This window comes from Lutibaculum baratangense AMV1, assembly GCF_000496075.1.
GTDB classification, from domain to species: Bacteria; Pseudomonadota; Alphaproteobacteria; order Rhizobiales; family Tepidamorphaceae; genus Lutibaculum; species Lutibaculum baratangense.
Genome location: NZ_AWXZ01000017.1, coordinates 34,003 through 51,663, shown reverse-complemented (window position 1 = coordinate 51,663; position 17,661 = coordinate 34,003). Strand labels below are relative to the sequence as shown.

Below are 17,661 nucleotides of genomic sequence, written 5' to 3'. Positions count from 1 at the left end.
CGCAGGTGGCTCAGCGGCCCGTCGAGCCGAACCCGCCTTCGCCCCGAAGGCTCTCCGGAAGCGTCCCGGTCTCGATGATCGTCACCTTCGTCACCGGCGCGACGACGAGCTGGGCGATGCGGTCGCCGCGCGCGATCTCCACCGCTTCGCGGCCGAGATTGACGAGCAGCACCTTCACCTCGCCGCGATAGTCCTCGTCGACGGTGCCGGGGGAGTTGAGGACGGTGACGCCCGATCGGCTCGCGAGGCCCGAGCGGGGCCGCACCTGGCCCTCGTGTCCGGCGGGAAGGGCCATGGCGAGGCCCGTCGGCACGAGCACGCGCTCGCCGGGCGCCAGCGTCAGGGGAGCGTCCGCCGGCACGGCGGCGACGAGATCGAGACCGGCCGCGCCTTCGCTCGCATATGCCGGCAGCGGCAGGCCGTCCGCATGTGGCAGGCGCCTGATGCGCAGGGCGAGCGTCATGCGCCGGGCTCCCCCAGGAGGCCGGCGACGTGCGCGACCAGGCGCCGCGCGACCTCCTCCTTCGTCGTCTCCTCCCACGATTCCACGCCCGAAGCGGTGACGAGGTGGACCGTGTTGCGCGCCCCGCCCATCACCCCGCCGGAGGGGGACACGTCGTTCGCGACGATCAGGTCGCAGCCCTTCCGCTGAAGCTTCGCGCGCGCGTGTTCGATCAGGTTCTCCGTCTCGGCCGCGAAGCCGACGACCAGCCCGGGGCGGTGCTTCGCGAGCTTCGAGATTGTGGCGAGGATGTCCGGGTTCTCGACGAGGTCGAGTGCGGGGGCGCCGGCACCCGGTTGCTTCTTGAGCTTCTGCTCGCCTTCCGCCACCGGGCGCCAGTCGGCGACGGCGGCGGCGCAGATCGCGATGTCGGCCGGTAGCGCCCCCTCGACCGCGTCGAGCATCTGGCGCGCCGTCTCGACGTGGATCGTCCGCACACCGGCCGGATCGGGGATCGCCACCGGGCCGGAGACGAGTGTCACCGCCGCCCCGGCCCGGGCGGCGGCGGCCGCGATCGCGTGGCCCTGCCGCCCGGACGAGCGGTTGGCGAGATAGCGCACGGGATCGATCGGCTCGTGCGTCGGCCCAGACGTCACGACGACGCGGCGGCCCTGAAGGAGGCCCTTCAGCCGGCCCGCATCCCCGTCCAGCTCCGCGAGGATGGCGGCGAGGATCTCCTGCGGCTCGGCCATCCGGCCGATGCCGGGCTCGCCCTTCTCCGCCATCTCGCCCTCGGCGGGACCGACGAAGGCGATGCCGTCGTCCTGAAGCTGGCGGACGTTGCGCCTCGTGGCCGGGTGCGCCCACATGCGGGGGTTCATGGCGGGGGCGGCAAGCACGGTCTTGTCGGTGGCGAGCAGCACGGCGCTCGCGAGGTCGTCGGCGAGGCCGTTCGCCATCTTCGCCAGAAGGTCGGCCGTCGCCGGCGCGACGACGACGAGGTCGGCCTCGCGCGACAGCCTTATGTGGCCGATCTCCGCCTCGTCGGTCACGGAGAAGAGCTCGGTCATCGCCTTGTTGCGCGAGAGGCTCGAGAAGGTGAGGGGCGTCACGAACTCGGTCGCGCCCCTCGTCATGACGACGCGCACCTCGATGCCGCGCTCCACGAGCCGCCGCGTCAGCTCCAGGCACTTGTAGGCGGCGATCCCGCCCCCGACGATCAGGAGCACGCGCTTGCCGCGATCCATGCCGAGACTCCCTCCCTAGAAGATCGAGGCGCCGACGGCGATGCCCGCCGCCACGATCACGAGGATCCACAGCGCGATCCGGCCCGAGCGCGCGTAGCGCGCGATCTCGTGGCCGAACTCCGTCGCGCTCTTGGGGTGCAGCTTCATGCCGTTGTTCACGGTATCATCGATCGACTCGACGAAGCTCTCCAGTCGCTTCATGGCGTCCGGCACCTGCTCGGCCAGTTCCATCAACGCCTGCAACCCCTCGAGCGCGTTCTCGATCCGGCGGCGGGGCCCGAGCTCGTTGCGGATATAGTCGCCGACGACGGGCTCCGCCGTCGTCCACATGTCGAGCTCGGGATCGAGGTCGCGCGCCACGCCCTCGATGATCACCATCGACTTCTGCAACATGATGAGCTCGGGACGCGTCCTCATGTCGAAGAGCTCCGTCACCTCCATCAGCTGCTGCAGGAGCCTGGCCATCGAGATCTCGCTCGCGCGCTTGTCGCGCAGGGGCTCGCCGATCGCGCGCAGCGCCTGCGCGAAGTCCTCGATGCGGTGGTGCGGGGGAACGTAGCCGGCCTCGAAATGGGCCTTGGCGGTCGCGTAGTAGTCGCGCCGGATGAACCCCCACAGGATCTGCGCGAGGATGCGCCGCTCCCGGCGCCCCAGCCGGCCGGTGATGCCGAAGTCGACGGCGACGAGCCGGCCCTGCGGGTCGATGAACAGGTTGCCCGGATGCATGTCGGCGTGGAAGAAGCCGTGATGCAGCGCATGGCGCAGGAAGGACTGGATGACCACCCGCCCGAGGCGCTTCAGGTCGTGGCCCTGGGCGATCAGCGTGGCGCGGTCGCCGATGTGGGCGCCGTCGATCCACTCGATCGTCATGATGCGCTTGCCGGAGCGCGACCAGTCGACACTCGGCACGCGGAAGTCTGGGTCGTTTTTCGTGTTCTCCGCCATTTCGGAGATGGCGGCGGCCTCCATCCGCAGGTCCATCTCGATTGTGACCGAGCGTGCGAGCGTCTGGACGACGTCGACCGGGCGGAGGCGCTGGGACATGGGGTCCAAGCGCTCCATCATCCACGCCGCGAAGAAGAACGTCCGCAGGTCGCGTGCGAAGCGGCCCTCGACTCCCGGCCGCAGGATCTTGACGGCGACGTCCATGCCCCCGGTGCGGGCCTTGTGCACCTGGGCGATGGAGGCGGCGGCGACGGGCGGCCCGAACCACTCGTAGAGCCCCTCGACCGGGCGGTCGAAGGCGTCGACGATCTGGCGCCGCGCGACCTCGTCGGGAAAGGGCGGCAGCCGGTCCTGGAGTGCGGAGAGATCCCTGGCGATGTCGTCTCCGACAACGTCGCGCCTTGTCGCGAGGAACTGGCCGAGCTTGATCCAACTCGGCCCCAGTCGCTCGAACGCCTTCGCGAGCCGTCCCTGCTCGGCCGTGCCGCCGCGCTTCAGCTTGCGCAGCGCGCGCACCAGGAGAGCGGGCCCGGGCGGCAGCTCGCGGTCGTCGACGAGGTCGAACGCGCCCTCGCGACCGAGGACGAAGGCAGCGCGCGCGAGGCGTCCGAGGTGAACGAAGGGGCCGATCACGCGCCCGTCTCCGGCTTCAAAGCCGCCAGCCGGAATGCAGGAGCGCGACGCCGCCCGTCATCTTGCGGAAGGAGACGCGGGAGAATCCCGCCTCGGCGATCATCTCCGCGAAGGTCTCCCTGTGCGGGAAGCGGCGGATCGATTCCACGAGATACTGGTAGGGATCGGGGTCACCTACGATGCGGCGGCCGATCTCGGGGATCACCCTGTAGGAGTAGAGGTCGTAGATGCGGTCGAGCACGGGCGTGTCGACCGGCGAGAACTCCAGGCACATGAAGCGGCCGCCCGGCCGGAGCACCCGGAAAGCCTCCGAGAGCGCCTCCTCGATCACCGTCACGTTCCTTATGCCGAAGGCGATCGTGTAGGCGTCGAAGCTCATGTCGGGGAAGGGCAGCGACTGCGCGTTGCCGAGGGCGAAATCGACACGGTCCGAAAGGCCCTGCTTCTCGGCGCGCTGGCGCCCGACCGTCAGCATGCTCTCGTTGATGTCGCAGACGGTGAGCTGCGCCTCGCGCGACCGGCGCGCGATGCGGAAGGCGATGTCGCCGGTGCCGCCCGCCACGTCGAGCACCTTGTAGGGCCCTCGGCGCGGCGGCGCGAGCCAGCTGATCATCGCGTCCTTCCAGACGCGGTGGAGGCCGCCGGACATCAGGTCGTTCATGATGTCGTAGCGGGCCGCGACGCGGTGGAACACCTCGTCGACGCGGCCCTGCTTCTCCGCCGCGGGAATGGTCCTGAAACCGAAATGCGTGTGCGGCGCGCCCGCCTGATCGTCGAAATCGCTGTTCATGGCGGGCGGACCATAGCGCAAGCGGGGCGGGTGAGGCTATGTTGCGGGAGCACCGTCGCGGCCGATTTCCTCCGACATTCTTCAAGGCCCATGCCCGAACTGCCCGAAGTCGAGACCGTTCGCCGCGGGCTCGCCCCGGCCCTGACCGGCCGCAGGATCGCGCGCGTCGATCTGCGCCGCCCCGACCTGCGCTTTCCCTTTCCGCCCGATTTCGCGATGCGGATCGAGGGCCGGCGGATCGAGGAGCTCGGCCGGCGGGCGAAATACCTCCTCCTTCACCTCGAAGGCGGGCTCAGCCTCGTCGTCCATCTCGGCATGTCGGGATCGCTGCGGGTCGAGGAGGCGATCGCCGGTGCGGACTCTTTCCACTACGAGCGCGCGAAGGACCCTCGACACGACCACGTCATCATGAATCTCGATGACGGGAAATCAATGACGTACAACGACCCGCGCCGCTTCGGCTTCATGAACCTCGTCGCGCGCGACGAGATGGACGCCTCGCCGATGTTCCGCGACCTCGGCCCCGAGCCGATGGGCGCGGCATTCGACGCGGCCTGTCTCGCGCGGGCGCTAGCCGGGCGGCAGACGCCCCTCAAGGCGGCGCTCCTCGACCAGCGCGTGGTGGCCGGGCTCGGCAACATCTATGTCTGCGAGGCGCTGAACCGGGCGCGACTGTCGCCGCAGCGCATCGCGGCGACGCTGGCGCGGCGCGACGGGACCGCCGGGCAGCGCGCGGAGCGGCTCGTGCACGCGGTGAAGGAGGTGCTCGCCGAGGCGATCGAGGCGGGCGGATCCTCGCTCAGGGACTATGTCCGTTCCGACGGCACGCTCGGCATGTTCCAGCACGCCTTCCGCGTCTACGACCGGCTGGACGCGCCCTGCCCGACGCCCGGCTGCCGCGGCACCGTCCGGCGGATCGTGCAGGCAGGACGGTCGACCTTCTACTGCCCGGAATGCCAGAGGTGAGCCCGCGGCGTTGAAAGCGGCGCCCACGTCCTGTAGCGCTGGAGAAGGACACGCAATTCGGGGGCTTCGAGCGACGCCATGGCCTATGAGTGCATCACCGCCGAGACGCGGGGGACGACCGGCCTCATCCGCCTCGACCGGCCCAAGGCGATGAACGCGTTGAACGCGCGCCTCATCTCGGAGCTGAACGGCGCGGTGGACGGCTTCGAGGAGGACCCGCATGTCCGCTGCATCGTCATCACCGGCAGCGAGAAGGCCTTCGCCGCCGGTGCCGACATCAAGGAGATGCAGGGCAAGACCTTCGTCCAGGCCTACCGCGAGGACTTCATCGCCGAGTGGGAACGCCTTTCCCGCGCCCGCAAGCCGGTGATCGCCGCGGTCGCCGGCTACGCGCTCGGCGGGGGGTGCGAGCTCGCGATGATGTGCGACTTCATCATCGCCGCGGAGAACGCGAAGTTCGGACAGCCGGAGATCACGCTCGGCATCATTCCGGGGGCCGGCGGAACGCAGCGGCTGATCCGGGCGATCGGCAAGGCGAAGGCGATGGACATGATCCTCACCGGCCGCGTGATGGACGCCCGCGAGGCGGAGCGGTCGGGTCTCGTCAGCCGGGTCGTTCCGGTCGGCGAGCTTGTCGACACGGCGCTCGAGGCGGCGGAGCGGATCGGCGATCTGTCGATGCCGGCCCTGATGATGGCGAAGGAGGCGGTGAACAGCGCGCATGAGACGACGCTGTCGGAGGGCTGCCGCCTGGAGCGTCGCCTCTTCCACTCGCTGTTCGCCACAGAGGATCAGAAGGAGGGCATGAAGGCCTTCGCGGAGAAGCGGACGCCGCAGTTCCGTCACCGCTGAGCGCGCGGATCTGCGCGCTTCGATCCCGCCGGACGGTTGACGGCGGCGGGGCATCCGACTATAGGTGCCGGCCACGCCCGGCGCACGTCATGTCCGCCGGAGACGCAGCTTATTATCCGGGGCCCCGCGCAGCCCGTGCGCCGTCCCGATCTCTGGAGACTGGCAATGGCCAATACACCGTCCGCTAAGAAGGCGGTGCGTAAGATCGAGCGCCGCACCGCGATCAACAAGACGCGCCGGAGCCGCGTTCGCACCTTCCTGCGCCGTGTCGAGGAGGCGATCGCCTCCGGCGACAAGAGCGCGGCCGACGAGGCCCTGCGCGCAGCGCAGCCGGAGGTCATGCGCGCCGCCCAAAAGGGTATCTTTCACACCAATACCGCCTCTCGGAAGATCTCCCGTCTCTCCCATCGTATCAAGACGATGAACGCCTGACGCGTTACCGTACGTCGAGGTTGTAGAAAAGCCCGGGCAGTCGCCCGGGCTTTTTTCGTGTCGTGCCCCTGTCATGCCCGCGTCATCAAGGCAGTTGGCGGCTCCACCCGAATGTGGGGATTGACGGCTGGCTTCGAGTCCGGGTTCGGCCGCGGAGTCGAGTCCGTTGAAGCGCATATCGTGCGCCCCTGTGGATAAGGTCGCGCTTTGAAGCAGACAGAAATTCTCCAGTCATTGCAGGCACATGATCCATAGTGGGCGTGCCTGGACACGGGTGGCGCATCGCCGCGGAGAGTCTTCGAGAGTCAAGGCAAAAGAATCCGGCCGGCCGTGTCGGCCGAACGGGCGAGCGGCGTGAAATCGATTCACATGACTCTACAGAAGCTTGTTTGAACGACTCGCCGGACCGGCCCGCCGCGAGGGGCACACTGTCACCAAACTGCAACCGATTCTTAATCGAGTCAGGTTGCCTCCTCAGGGGGGGCTGTGTATCTTTCAAAGACGTTCGGGGGATCGCCCCAGCGTCACAGCAGAAAATTTGCCAATACCATGCTTGCTTGCAAGCAACGGGAGAATTCTACCATGATTCATGGAAGGTTTGGGCGTCGCTTCGATAGTGTTCGGTGCGTGCTCACCTCCGCATATGCTGGATCGTGGTAGGGCGCGCCAGCTGCTGTAACTCAAGAATACACAACAATCTGTCGCGGCTCGTCCGGCCCTGGCCGGAAGCGGCTCGACGCGCGCCTGCTGATCTCGTGGAGTGAAGACGGAATGAGCGACTATGCGGGGGATCCGAGCGCGAGCGACACATGGCTCGCTCTGGCGGAGGATCCCGATGCGGTGCTGGTCGACGTGCGCACCAGGGCCGAATGGAGCTTCGTGGGCGTGCCGGACCTGAGCCCGCTCGGACGCGAGGCACTCTTCGTGGAGTGGCAGGCCTTCCCGAGCATGCAGGCCGACCCCGCGCGCTTCGTCGACGCGGTGGGCAGCGAACTGGAGCGGCGGGGGCTCAGGAAGGACGTGCCGGTCTATTTCATCTGCAGGTCCGGCGCGCGCAGCGCGGCGGCTGCCGCGGCGATGACGGCGGCCGGCTATTCCAGCTGCTTCAACGTGGCTGGGGGCTTCGAGGGGCGTCTCGACGCCGCGCGGCACAGGGGCACGGTCGAGGGCTGGAAGGCGGCGGGGCTCCCGTGGGTGCAGGCATGAAGGATCTGAAGGCGGCGGCGAAGGAGGCAGGTATGGACTTTGCAGGACACGGGGTCCTCGGAGGGCCGGGTGTGGCGACCGGACGCTGGGCCGGGAGCACCAGGGACGACTGCCAGGCGTCGGACGCGGAGGGCAGCGGCGCGGAGGATGCCCCGGGCACCACGGAGGCGGTCTGGGCCCGCATCGTAGAGCGCATTCGCCAGGAGTATGGCGAGGACGTCTACCGCAGCTGGTTCAAGGGGGTGGCGGTCGTCGAGGCCGACGAGTTCACCGTCCATCTCTCCGTGCCGACCCAGTTCCTGCGGATGTGGCTGCGCAACAACTACGGCACGAGGCTTCTCGCGCTGTGGCGCGCGGAGCGGCCGAGCGTGCAGCGGGTCGACATCAGGGTTCGCGGCGTCGCGACGGTGCCGGCGTGCGAGAAGGCGCCGGCGGAGCCGCGCCGGGCCGCGGCGCGAGACGCGCTGAAGGTCGTCGAGCCGAGCGGCGAGGTGCGGCCGCCGCGCGTCGAGCTGCCTGCGGGAGAGGCCGGCGGCCTCGAGAGCGCACCCCTCGATCCGCGCTTCCGTTTCGACAGCTTCGCGACGGGCGATTCGAACAAGATCGCCCACGACACGGCCTTCGCCGTGGCCGCTGCTGCGGCGTCCGGCGAGACCCTGTTCAACCCGCTGTTCATTCACGGCGGCGTCGGCCGCGGCAAGACGCACCTCCTGCACGCGATCGCGTGGCGTACCAAGGAGCTCGGGCCGGGCCGGCGGGTGCTCCACCTCTCCGCCGAGCAGTTCGTGTTCCGCTTCGTGTCCGCGCTTCGGGCGGATTCCGCGATCGACTTCAAGGACAGGCTGCGCCAGGTCGACCTACTGCTGATCGACGACCTGCAGTTCCTGCAGGGCAAGGCGACGCACCGCGAGTTCGGCCACACGATGAACGCGCTGATCGAGGCGTGTCGCCAGGTGGTGATCGTCGCGGATCGCTCGCCTGCCGAGCTCGAGGGCTTCGACGAGCGCACCCGCTCGCGCCTCGCAGGCGGCCTCGTCGCCGGAGTCGGGCAGCAGGAATTCGTGCTGCGCCGCCGGATTCTCGAGGCGCGGGCCGCCGCCCTCGGCCGGCAGGGCCAGCGCGTCGACTTGCCGGACGAGGTTCTCGAATACGTCGCCAAGAACGTCTCCTCGAACGGCCGCGAACTCGAGGGCGCGATCAACCGGCTCGCCGCGCATCAGTGCTATGCCGGCGTGCCCGTGACGGTCGAGCTCGCCGAGAAGGTGATCCGCGACCTCGTCTCGCAGCACGAGCGGGCGCCGGTGAAGATCGAGGACATCCAGCGCGTCGTCTCGTCACACTACCAGCTGAGCCGCCAGGACCTCGTCTCGAGCCGCCGCAACCGGGCGATCGTCCTGCCGCGGCAGGTGGCGATGTACCTCGCCAAGACGATGACGCCGCGCTCGCTGCCGGAGATCGGCCGGCGCTTCGGCAATCGCGACCACACGACGGTGCTGCACGCGATCCGGAAGATCGAGAAGCTTCTCGGCAGCGACGGCAATCTCGCCCGCGACGTCGAGACGCTGAAGCGGCGGGTCGAGGACGGGGAGGCCTGAGGGCGCTTCCCCGGACCGCGAGCGAAGAAGGGCGGATGACGGAACGTAGTGCCGTCCCTCCGTTCGTCGGGCTTGAAAACCGGCGGGTTTGACGGCAAGGTCTGCCTCCCCTTATTCCCCTGAGGCTGGCGCGGGACGGATCATGCATTCCGCGCGGGCAAGACCGTCAGGTTCTAGAAAATGCGTGTCACTGTTGAGCGGGCCGCCCTTCTCAAGTCCCTCGGTCGCGTTCACCGTGTGGTCGAGCGGCGCACCACGATCCCGATCCTGTCGAACATCCTCCTGCGCGCCGACGGCGCCTCGCTGCAGATGAAGGCGACCGACCTCGACATCGAGGTCGTGGAGACGACGCCCGCGACGGTCGTGCAGCCGGGCGCGACGACGGTGCCGGCGCACGTCGTCTACGACATCGTGCGCAAGCTGCCCGAAGGCTCGGAGATCTCGCTCGACACGGGCAGCGACAGCGGGACGATGATCCTCTCGGCCGGCCGCGCGCGCTTCACGCTGCAGACGCTGCCGGACACCGACTTCCCCGACATCACCGCCGGCGAGATGAGCCACACCTTCTCCCTCTCGGGGGCGGCGCTGAAGAAGCTGATCGAGAAGACGCAGTTCGCGATCTCGCTCGAGGAGACGCGCTACTACCTGAACGGCATCTTCCTGCACACGATCGAGGGCGAGGGGGGCGAACTGAAGCTGCGCGCGGTGGCGACCGACGGCCACCGGCTCGCGCGCGCCGAGATCGAGGCACCGGAAGGCACCGTCGGCATGCCGGGCGTGATCGTGCCCCGCAAGGCCGTGCAGGAACTCCAGCGCCTGCTCGAATCCGACGAGGCCGGCGTCGACATCGAGCTGTCGGTCAACAAGATCCGCTTCTCGGTCGGCCAGACGATCCTCACCTCGAAGCTGATCGACGGGACCTTCCCCGACTATGCCCGCGTGATCCCGAGCGGCAACGACAAGGTGATGCAGGTCGACACCGCCTCGTTCGGCAAGGCCGTCGACCTCGTCTCCACCGTCTCGAGCGAGCGCGGCCGGGCGGTGAAGCTCGCGATCGGCCAGGACCAGCTCGTGCTGACGGTGAACAATCCCGATTCCGGCAGCGCGACGGAAGAGATCCCCGTCGGCTACGAGAGCGATCCCCTCGAGATCGGCTTCAACGCCCGCTACCTCCTCGACATCACCTCGCAGATCGAATCCGGCAACGCCCGCTTCGAGCTGGCCGATCCGGGCTCGCCGACGCTGATCCGCGACGACAGCGACGACGCGACGCTCTACGTCCTCATGCCGATGCGGGTGTGAGGACGCGCGCGCCGACGTCGGGCCTCGCCATTCGCGAGGCGGAAGACGGCGACGCCGGAGCCGTGATCGCGCTGTGGCACGCCGCGGGCGTCAGCCGCCCCTGGAACGATCCGGTGCGGGACTTCGCGTTCGCGAGGCGCGACGGCCACGCCTGCGTGCTCGTGGGCGGGATCGAGGGACGCCCCGTGGCGACCGCCATGGTCGGCGAGGACGGGCACCGCGGCTGGGTCTACTACGTCGCCGTCGAGCCGGCCCTCCAGGGTCACGGCCACGGAGCCGCGATCATGGCGGCGGCCGAGGCCTGGCTCGCCGCACGCGGCGTCTGGAAGGTGCAGCTCCTCGTCCGCGAGGACAACGCGCCGGTCGTCGCCTTCTACGAGACGCTGGGCTACCGCGACACCCGCACCGTCTGCCTGCAGAAGATCATCGAGGCGCTAGACTGAGAGCCGCGTCACCGGCCTGGCAAGGCCTCGATCGACTCCACCGAGATCGTGCCTTCGCCCTGCATGCAGAACGACATCTCGGCCATCGTGCCGCACACCCGGACGCGCTCGCCCATATGCGCCTCCCCGCCGCCGGCGAGGCTGTAGACCCGGCCGTCCGTCGTGGTCAGGATCGGGCATTCCGCGCCGGCCGAGACCCGGCCCTCGAAGGCGCGGCCGTCGCCCAGAGCGCCGTCGGGCGGCCCATCCGGGACCGTGTTGCAGGCGGTGGCGAGAAGGGCGAGCGGCGCCGCGATCGCGGCGATCATCGCCTGCCTGCGGGGAACGGGTGCATGGCTTGCTCCTGTCGCTTGAAACCTCGCGTCCGTCGGGCGCCAACGGCCGCGGCCGTTCTGTCGTTCCCGTGGCCCGATCCGAGGGGAGAGGTTGGAACCGTCGGTTCGAGACCCTACACTCATGACCTGTCCCGCCACACCGTATCGAGCCATGCCACGCGAGCGATGTCCGACCCAGCGGCCCGGTACCTCCGGGGCCGCCCGCCGATCGCCTCGCGGGGGAGCCGGCCGATGAGCGTGCTCGAGCAGCGGACGGCGGGCGCGGCGGCGTCGGCCAGGCCGCGCCGGATCGCGATCGGGCGCCTCAGCCTCTCGGACTTCCGCAACTACGCCGCGCTCAGGCTCGATTTCGCGCCGGGGCCCGTCGTGCTGACGGGGGCGAACGGGGCGGGCAAGACGAACCTCCTCGAGGCCGTCTCCTACCTCGTGCCTGGCAGGGGCCTGCGCGGCGCCCCGCTCGAGCGCGTTTGCCGGGTCGGCCAGGAGCGCTGGGCGGTCGCGGCCCGGGTCGAGTGGCCGGACGGGGAGGCGCAGGTCGGCACGGGCTACAAGCTCGGCGAGGCCGGCCGCAGCGTGCGCATCGACCATGCGAGCGTGCGCTCGACCGCCGCGCTCGGCGAGGTGGTGCGGGCCTTGTGGCTCACGCCGGCGATGGACGGGCTGTTCACCGGCTCGCCGTCGGACCGCCGCCGCTTCCTCGACCGGCTCGTGCTGACGGCCGATCCGGCCCATGCGGCGCGGGTCGGCGAGTTCGAGAAGGCGATGCGCCAGCGCAACCGCCTGCTCGAGACGCGCGTGGGCGATACACGCTGGCTCGACGGCGTCGAGGCGCAGATGGCGGCGTCGGCCGTCGCCGTCGCCGCGACCCGCGCCGCCGTCGTCGGGCGACTCAAGGCATATCTCGCCGAGCGGGCGGGCGGGGTCTTCCCGGAGCCCGAGGTCGCGCTTCAGGGCACGCTCGAGACGGAGGTCGCGCTTAGCCCCGCGATCGAGGTCGAGGAGGCCTATGGGCGGCGGCTGCGCGAGGCGCGCAGGGCGGACGCTGCGGCCGGGCGCACGCTCGAGGGGCCGCACCGCACCGACCTCGAGGTGACGCACAAGGCCCGGGGCATGCCGGCCGCGCTCTGCTCGACGGGCGAGCAGAAGGCCCTCCTGATCGCGCTCGTGCTCGCGCAGGCGAGGCATGTCGCGGCTGCGACGGACATGACGGCGCCGATCCTGCTCCTCGACGAGGTCGCGGCGCATCTCGACGACATCAGGCGTGCGGCGCTGTTCTCCGAGATCCGGGCGCTCGGCGCGCAGGCCTTCATGACCGGCACCGACCGCGCCCTCTTCGCCGACGTCGTCGACGAGGCGCAGTGCTTCGAGGTGGTCTCCGGCGGGCTTGAGGAGGGGTGACGGCGGGCCTTCGAGGGGGCGCCCGCCCCTTGGGTCGGCGCCCCAGAATCCCCATATAATTCGGGTATTGCGCACATCCGCTGGACGGCGTCGGAGGGCTCGGCACGAGGGGCCTCCGGATGCTAGTCTGCCGCTGATTCTTCTGGATCGATTCCGCCGCGTTCCCCGAGGCCCGGCCTCATTGCCCGCGGCATCCCTAGAGAGTGACCATGAGCATGGAAGAAGCTGGGCGCCCCATCCCGGCCGGAAACGAATACGGTGCCGAATCGATCAAGGTCCTGAAGGGCCTCGACGCCGTCCGCAAGCGGCCCGGCATGTATATCGGCGACACGGACGACGGCTCGGGCCTCCATCACATGGTCTACGAGGTCGTCGACAACGCGATCGACGAGGCGCTCGCCGGCTACTGCGACCAGGTGGACGTGATCCTCAATCCCGACGGCTCCGTCACGGTGCGCGACAACGGGCGCGGCATCCCCACCGAGATCCACACCGGCGAGGGCGTGTCGGCGGCCGAGGTCATCATGACCCAGCTTCATGCCGGCGGAAAGTTCGACCAGAACTCCTACAAGGTGTCGGGCGGCCTGCACGGCGTCGGCGTCTCCGTCGTAAACGCGCTCTCCTCCGAGCTCACCCTCAGGATCTGGCGCAACGGCAAGGAGCACGTGCTGAGGTTCGAGCACGGCGTGCCGCAGGGCGCGCTCGAGGTCGTCGGGGAGGCGGAGGGCAAGAGCGGCACGGAGGTGACGTTCCTGCCGAGCCCGGACACCTTCACGTCGCTCGACTTCAGCTGGAACACGCTCGAGCACCGGCTGCGCGAGCTCGCCTTCCTGAACTCCGGCGTGAAGATCGCGCTCACCGACCGCCGCGGCGTCGAGGAGAAGCGCGAGGAGATGCGCTACGACGGCGGCATCGAGGCCTTCGTGCGTTGGCTCGACCGGACGAAGCAGCCGATCCTGCCCGCACCGATCGCCGTGCGCGGCGAGCGCGACGGCGTGATCGTCGAGGCGGCGCTGTGGTGGAACGACAGCTACCACGAGAACGTGCTGCTCTTTACCAACAACATCCCCCAGCGCGACGGCGGCACGCATCTGGCGGGCCTGCGCGCCGCGCTCACCCGGCAGGTCGGCGCCTATGCCGAGCAGATGGGTGGCGCGAGGCGCGAGAAGGTGAACCTGACCGGCGACGACTGCCGCGAGGGGCTGACCTGCGTCCTGTCGGTGAAGGTGCCCGATCCGAAATTCTCGAGCCAGACGAAGGACAAGCTCGTCTCGAGCGAGGTGCGCCCCGTCGTCGAGGGCGTCATCAACGAGCGGCTCGGCATCTGGTTCGAGGAGCACCCGGCCGAGGGCAAGGCGATCGCCCAGAAGGTCGTCGAGGCGGCGTCGGCCCGCGAGGCGGCGCGCAAGGCGCGCGAGCTGACCCGCCGCAAGGGCGCCCTCGAGATCGCGAACCTGCCGGGCAAGCTCGCCGACTGCCAGGAGCGCGACCCCGCGAAGTCGGAGATCTTCCTCGTCGAGGGCGACTCGGCCGGCGGCACGGCGAAGCAGGGCCGGCACCGCAACTTCCAGGCCGTGCTGCCGCTGCGCGGCAAGATCCTGAACGTCGAGCGTGCGCGCTTCGACAAGATGCTGTCGTCCGACCAGATCGGCATGATGATCACCGCGCTCGGCACGGGGATCGGCCGCGAGGACTTCGACATCGCGAAGCTCCGCTACCACAAGATCATCATCATGACGGACGCCGACGTCGACGGCGCGCATATCCGCACGCTGCTTCTGACGTTCTTCTACCGCCAGATGCCGGAGATCATCGAGCGGGGGCACCTCTACATCGCAGCGCCGCCACTCTACAAGGTAAAGCGCGGCACCTCGGAGCGCTACCTGAAGGACGAGCGGGCGCTCGAGGACTATCTGATGGATGGCGGCCTCGACGAAGCGAGCCTGACGCTTGCGAGCGGCGAGGTGCGGACGGGCAACGACCTGCGGCTGATCCTCGAGGCGGCGCGCGTCATCGCGAAGACGCTCGACGGGATCCACTCGCGCTACAGCCGCGTGGTGATCGAGCAGGCGGCGATCGCCGGCGTCTTCGCGCCGGGCACCGTCGACAGCGACGAGGCGCGGCGGGCGGCGGCGAGCGAGCTCGCCGGGCGGCTCGACATCCTCTCCGAGGAGACCGAGCGCGGCTGGACCGGGCGCTTCACCGAGGAGGGCTCCTTCGTCTTCGAGCGCGAGGTGCGCGGCGTGCGCGAGGTGGCGACGATCGATCAGGCCTTCCTGCAGTCGGCCGACGCCCGCAAGTTGGGCACGCGGACCGAGCACCTGAAGGAGATCTACGGCAATCCCGCGACCTTGCGCCGCAAGGAGGTCACGACCGACATCTACGGCCCGTCCGCGCTCTTCAAGACGGTGATGGATGTGGGCGCCAAGGGCCTGTCGATGCAGCGCTACAAGGGCCTCGGCGAGATGAACGCCTCGCAGCTCTGGGAGACGACGCTCGACCCCGAGGACCGCTCGCTCTTCCAGGTGAAGGTCGAGGAGCTCGACGAGGCCGACGACCTCTTCACGAAGCTGATGGGCGACGTCGTCGAGCCCCGCCGCGAGTTCATCCAGGAAAACGCCCTGACGGTCGCGAATCTCGACGTGTGACGCCTCGATCGTTCCAGCTCGTCGGCAATGACCCGAGCTGGCCGCGACCCGACAGGCAGCAATAGGTGGACGTAGGTGAGGTACCGGGCGTCCGCTCTTGCCCGCCCTCGAGCGAGGCACGTGTTCCTTCATTGTCGATCTGGGCGATCGGCGGTCGGTCCCCATGGTCACTCGAGATTGGATCTGCCATCGGGCCACCGCATGGCAGGCCTTTCGCCACCCCCTAGAGCCACAGGATCGCTCGTGCCGCGGGCCCGGTCCAGGGCGGCGGGAGCATGTTCGTCGGTTGGCCATCCCACCCGCTGCATCGGGACGCCGGGCCTCGGCCGACCGAGCTACGCCTCCGTCAGTGGCTGATGCCCTCCATGTAGAGGACGTCCCAGGCCACCCGAGAAGCACCGATCCGGAGGCGCAGGTCGCCAAACCGGACATCGGCGAGCCCGTCAAGACGGAGGCAGCAACATGCCGAGCCTGTGGAACTGGATGACGAGCGTCCTGTCCGGGAGGCCGTGATCGTACTGGAGCAGGAACGACCCCGTGTACTCCGGGGAGAGCGGCGGCGTCGGATGGCATTCGGGCGAACAGCAAGCCGAGCAACGTCGTAGCAGTTTGTGCGCCGCGCGGGGGAGCTCGAAGATCTATCGTTCCAAAGAACAAGACGTCTTCACGCGCACCGCCCGACGATAGTCGGATGGGGTCATTCGCTGATGCTTGACGAACACCCGGGCCAGGACCTGGTTGGAGGAATATCCCACCTCCTGCGCGATCTCCGTGATCGGGAGATCCGTCAGCGCGAGCAGCTCGCAGGCTTTCTCCATCCTCAATCGCGTCAGATGGACCCGTGGCGGCACACCGACGCTCTGCTTGAACATGCGCGCGAAATGGAACGGAGAGAGCCGCGCCTCGGCGGCCAGCTCGTCGAGGCTGACGTCTTCCGAAAGCCGCGCCCGCATGAGGTCCAGGCAGCGCCGCTCTGCCCACGGGGCGAGGCCGGCCCTCGCCGGCCCGAACGGCGCGCCGCCCAACCGGCAGAGTTCGGCGAGGATCTCGCAGCCTGCGGCCCGGGCCAGCAGGCGCGACGGCGCACCCTCCTCCTCGCACAGGGCCCACAGGTTGCGGACTGCTGATCGGATAGTCTGCGAGGCGAAGGCCCCCATGCATAGTTTCTGATAGTCCAGAGGGAAACGCCCGTCGCCGGCTTGATCCAGAACGGGTTGCCACTGCGCCAGGGGAAACGACAAGCTGCGAAGCTCATGAGCGGCGTCGACCATGACCGTATTCGCGAACTTCGGAGCGGAGAGAAAGAAGCTACCCTTTTCGCTCCGCACGTCGAAGCGCCCCCCTCCCATATCGCCGCTGACGCGGCTGCCGCCACGCAGGTCCTGATAAAGGACGAGATCCGGAACGGCGGGGTCGGACATGTCCCCGGCCGGCTGCGCGGCTTCGATCAGATGAAGAAAGCCACCTGCGGACTTCATCGTGCGAACATAGTGCGCGAGGTGACCGTCGCCGTACCACTGGGCGAAAGACGAATAGGCAGGCACGCTCATGCTGTGTCTCCCATGGTGGTCGCCGCTGGATCAGGCTTGGCGGCCGGCGTCATGCCTCGGAGACCGAACGGAGTGTGACTGGCCGAAGCCAGCATCCTCCGTTCAGGTGGCACGCGAGCGACGCTGCGGGGCTCTTGCTGTCCGGCCGCGCGCAACGATCCAGAAATAACCGTTGAAGGTTGTCCCAACCGCTTCTCGGCAGAGGGTCGAGACGATACCGTTCCATCCACAATGGAGAAGTCCTGGATGGAACGCAAGCGTATCGACGGGGGCGAAACTCGGAGGCCGACTGGCGCGGCGGTCATCCGGCCTGAACTGACGATCGCGCTGTTCAGGGCGTTTTTCGAGGAGTGGGCAGAGACGGGCTATGCGGCCGTCAGCCTGGAGCGCGTGGCGGCGCGGGCAGGAGCCGGCAAGGCGGCCATCTACAGGCGGTGGCCGTCGAAGCTCGAGTTCGCGTGCGAAGCGATCCGAAGCGTCGAGGTCATGCGGCTGGGTTGCACCGATCAGGGGTCCCTGCAGGCTGACATAAATGAATATCTTCGCGCGACGCGCGCGGTCCTGAGACATCCTCTGGTCCGCCGGATCATCCCAGATCTGGTTGCCGAACGCCTGCGATCGCACGAGTTGGCGGCGTTGCTGCAGGGCATCGCGGAGGCACGGCGACAGTTCGGACACCGGCTGCTCGATCGCGCCATCGCCCGGAACGAGCTGCGCGCCGACCTCGACAGGGAGCTGGCGCTCGATCTGCTCTTCGCCCCCCTCTACGCGCGCATGATCGTTCGAGGAAAGTACTTCACCAATGCCGACCTCGACAGGCTGGGCATCGCCCTGCACGCCGCCGTCATGGCCTGTTGAACCGGCGATCGCACCCGGG

At 69.0% G+C, this 17,661-nt stretch carries 16 protein-coding genes; 10 read left to right on the top strand and 6 right to left on the bottom strand.

Going from position 1 to position 17,661, the window contains the following annotated elements:
* Positions 1-10: 10 nt before the first annotated feature.
* Genes dut through ubiE form a run of 4 tightly spaced genes read right to left on the bottom strand, consistent with a single transcriptional unit; the run spans position 11 to position 4,057 of the window.
* The gene (gene dut, locus N177_RS05795; protein WP_023431328.1) at positions 11-463 is read right to left on the bottom strand and encodes a dUTP diphosphatase; all 453 of its coding nucleotides are present in this window, start codon (positions 461-463) and stop codon (positions 11-13) included.
* A complete protein-coding gene (gene coaBC, locus N177_RS05790; RefSeq protein ID WP_023431327.1) occupies positions 460-1,689 on the bottom strand; it encodes a bifunctional phosphopantothenoylcysteine decarboxylase/phosphopantothenate--cysteine ligase CoaBC in 1,230 nt (409 codons plus the stop codon). Before coaBC ends, dut begins: the two co-directional genes overlap by 4 nt.
* Positions 1,690-1,704: 15 nt before the next feature.
* Positions 1,705-3,267, bottom strand: coding sequence for a 2-polyprenylphenol 6-hydroxylase (gene ubiB, locus N177_RS05785; protein ID WP_023431326.1), 1,563 nt, complete (start codon positions 3,265-3,267; stop codon positions 1,705-1,707).
* 16 nt (positions 3,268-3,283) lie between these two features.
* Positions 3,284-4,057 carry a bifunctional demethylmenaquinone methyltransferase/2-methoxy-6-polyprenyl-1,4-benzoquinol methylase UbiE gene (ubiE, locus tag N177_RS05780; RefSeq protein ID WP_023431325.1) on the bottom strand — a complete coding sequence of 258 codons (774 nt, stop codon included), beginning with the start codon at positions 4,055-4,057 and terminating at the stop codon, positions 3,284-3,286.
* Between the two features lie 90 nt (positions 4,058-4,147).
* On the opposite strand from ubiE, the gene mutM reads away from it, so the two are divergent.
* The 7 genes from mutM to N177_RS05745 all read left to right on the top strand — a co-directional run bounded on the left by mutM (position 4,148) and on the right by N177_RS05745 (position 10,853).
* A complete protein-coding gene (gene mutM / locus N177_RS05775; RefSeq protein ID WP_023431324.1) occupies positions 4,148-5,023 on the top strand; it encodes a bifunctional DNA-formamidopyrimidine glycosylase/DNA-(apurinic or apyrimidinic site) lyase in 876 nt (291 codons plus the stop codon).
* A gap of 78 nt (positions 5,024-5,101) precedes the next feature.
* Positions 5,102-5,875, top strand: coding sequence for an enoyl-CoA hydratase (locus tag N177_RS05770; protein ID WP_023431323.1), 774 nt, complete (start codon positions 5,102-5,104; stop codon positions 5,873-5,875).
* A gap of 165 nt (positions 5,876-6,040) precedes the next feature.
* Positions 6,041-6,307, top strand: a complete 267-nt coding sequence (gene rpsT / locus N177_RS05765; protein WP_023431322.1) for a 30S ribosomal protein S20 — start codon at positions 6,041-6,043, stop codon at positions 6,305-6,307.
* 771 nt (positions 6,308-7,078) lie between these two features.
* On the top strand, positions 7,079-7,513 hold the full coding sequence (locus N177_RS05760; protein WP_023431321.1) for a rhodanese-like domain-containing protein: 435 nt from the start codon (positions 7,079-7,081) through the stop codon (positions 7,511-7,513).
* Positions 7,510-9,108 (top strand): chromosomal replication initiator protein DnaA, encoded by a 1,599-nt coding sequence (gene dnaA, locus N177_RS05755; protein WP_244444237.1) that lies wholly within the window; start codon positions 7,510-7,512, stop codon positions 9,106-9,108. Before N177_RS05760 ends, dnaA begins: the two co-directional genes overlap by 4 nt.
* Positions 9,109-9,288: 180 nt before the next feature.
* Entirely contained in the window at positions 9,289-10,410 is a 1,122-nt protein-coding gene (dnaN, locus tag N177_RS05750; protein ID WP_023431319.1) for a DNA polymerase III subunit beta, read from the top strand.
* Positions 10,407-10,853 carry a GNAT family acetyltransferase gene (locus tag N177_RS05745; RefSeq protein ID WP_023431318.1) on the top strand — a complete coding sequence of 149 codons (447 nt, stop codon included), beginning with the start codon at positions 10,407-10,409 and terminating at the stop codon, positions 10,851-10,853. Before dnaN ends, N177_RS05745 begins: the two co-directional genes overlap by 4 nt.
* Positions 10,854-10,861: 8 nt before the next feature.
* Here N177_RS05745 and N177_RS05740 read toward each other — a convergent pair whose 3' ends face one another.
* On the bottom strand, positions 10,862-11,161 hold the full coding sequence (locus N177_RS05740; RefSeq protein ID WP_023431317.1) for a DUF5818 domain-containing protein: 300 nt from the start codon (positions 11,159-11,161) through the stop codon (positions 10,862-10,864).
* A 258-nt stretch (positions 11,162-11,419) separates the two neighbouring features.
* Between N177_RS05740 and recF the strand changes: the two genes are divergently transcribed.
* Together recF and gyrB are read left to right on the top strand one after the other, a co-directional pair.
* The gene (gene recF / locus N177_RS05735) at positions 11,420-12,586 is read left to right on the top strand and encodes a DNA replication/repair protein RecF (protein ID WP_023431316.1); all 1,167 of its coding nucleotides are present in this window, start codon (positions 11,420-11,422) and stop codon (positions 12,584-12,586) included.
* 209 nt (positions 12,587-12,795) lie between these two features.
* Positions 12,796-15,234, top strand: a complete 2,439-nt coding sequence (gene gyrB, locus N177_RS05730; RefSeq protein ID WP_023431315.1) for a DNA topoisomerase (ATP-hydrolyzing) subunit B — start codon at positions 12,796-12,798, stop codon at positions 15,232-15,234.
* 638 nt (positions 15,235-15,872) lie between these two features.
* Here gyrB and N177_RS05725 read toward each other — a convergent pair.
* Complete coding sequence (locus N177_RS05725; RefSeq protein ID WP_040485231.1) at positions 15,873-16,784, bottom strand: helix-turn-helix domain-containing protein; 912 nt, start codon at positions 16,782-16,784, stop codon at positions 15,873-15,875.
* 246 nt (positions 16,785-17,030) lie between these two features.
* Here N177_RS05725 and N177_RS05720 point away from each other — a divergent pair, with 246 nt between their 5' ends.
* Positions 17,031-17,642, top strand: coding sequence for a TetR-like C-terminal domain-containing protein (locus N177_RS05720; protein WP_023431313.1), 612 nt, complete (start codon positions 17,031-17,033; stop codon positions 17,640-17,642).
* Positions 17,643-17,661: the final 19 nt, after the last annotated feature.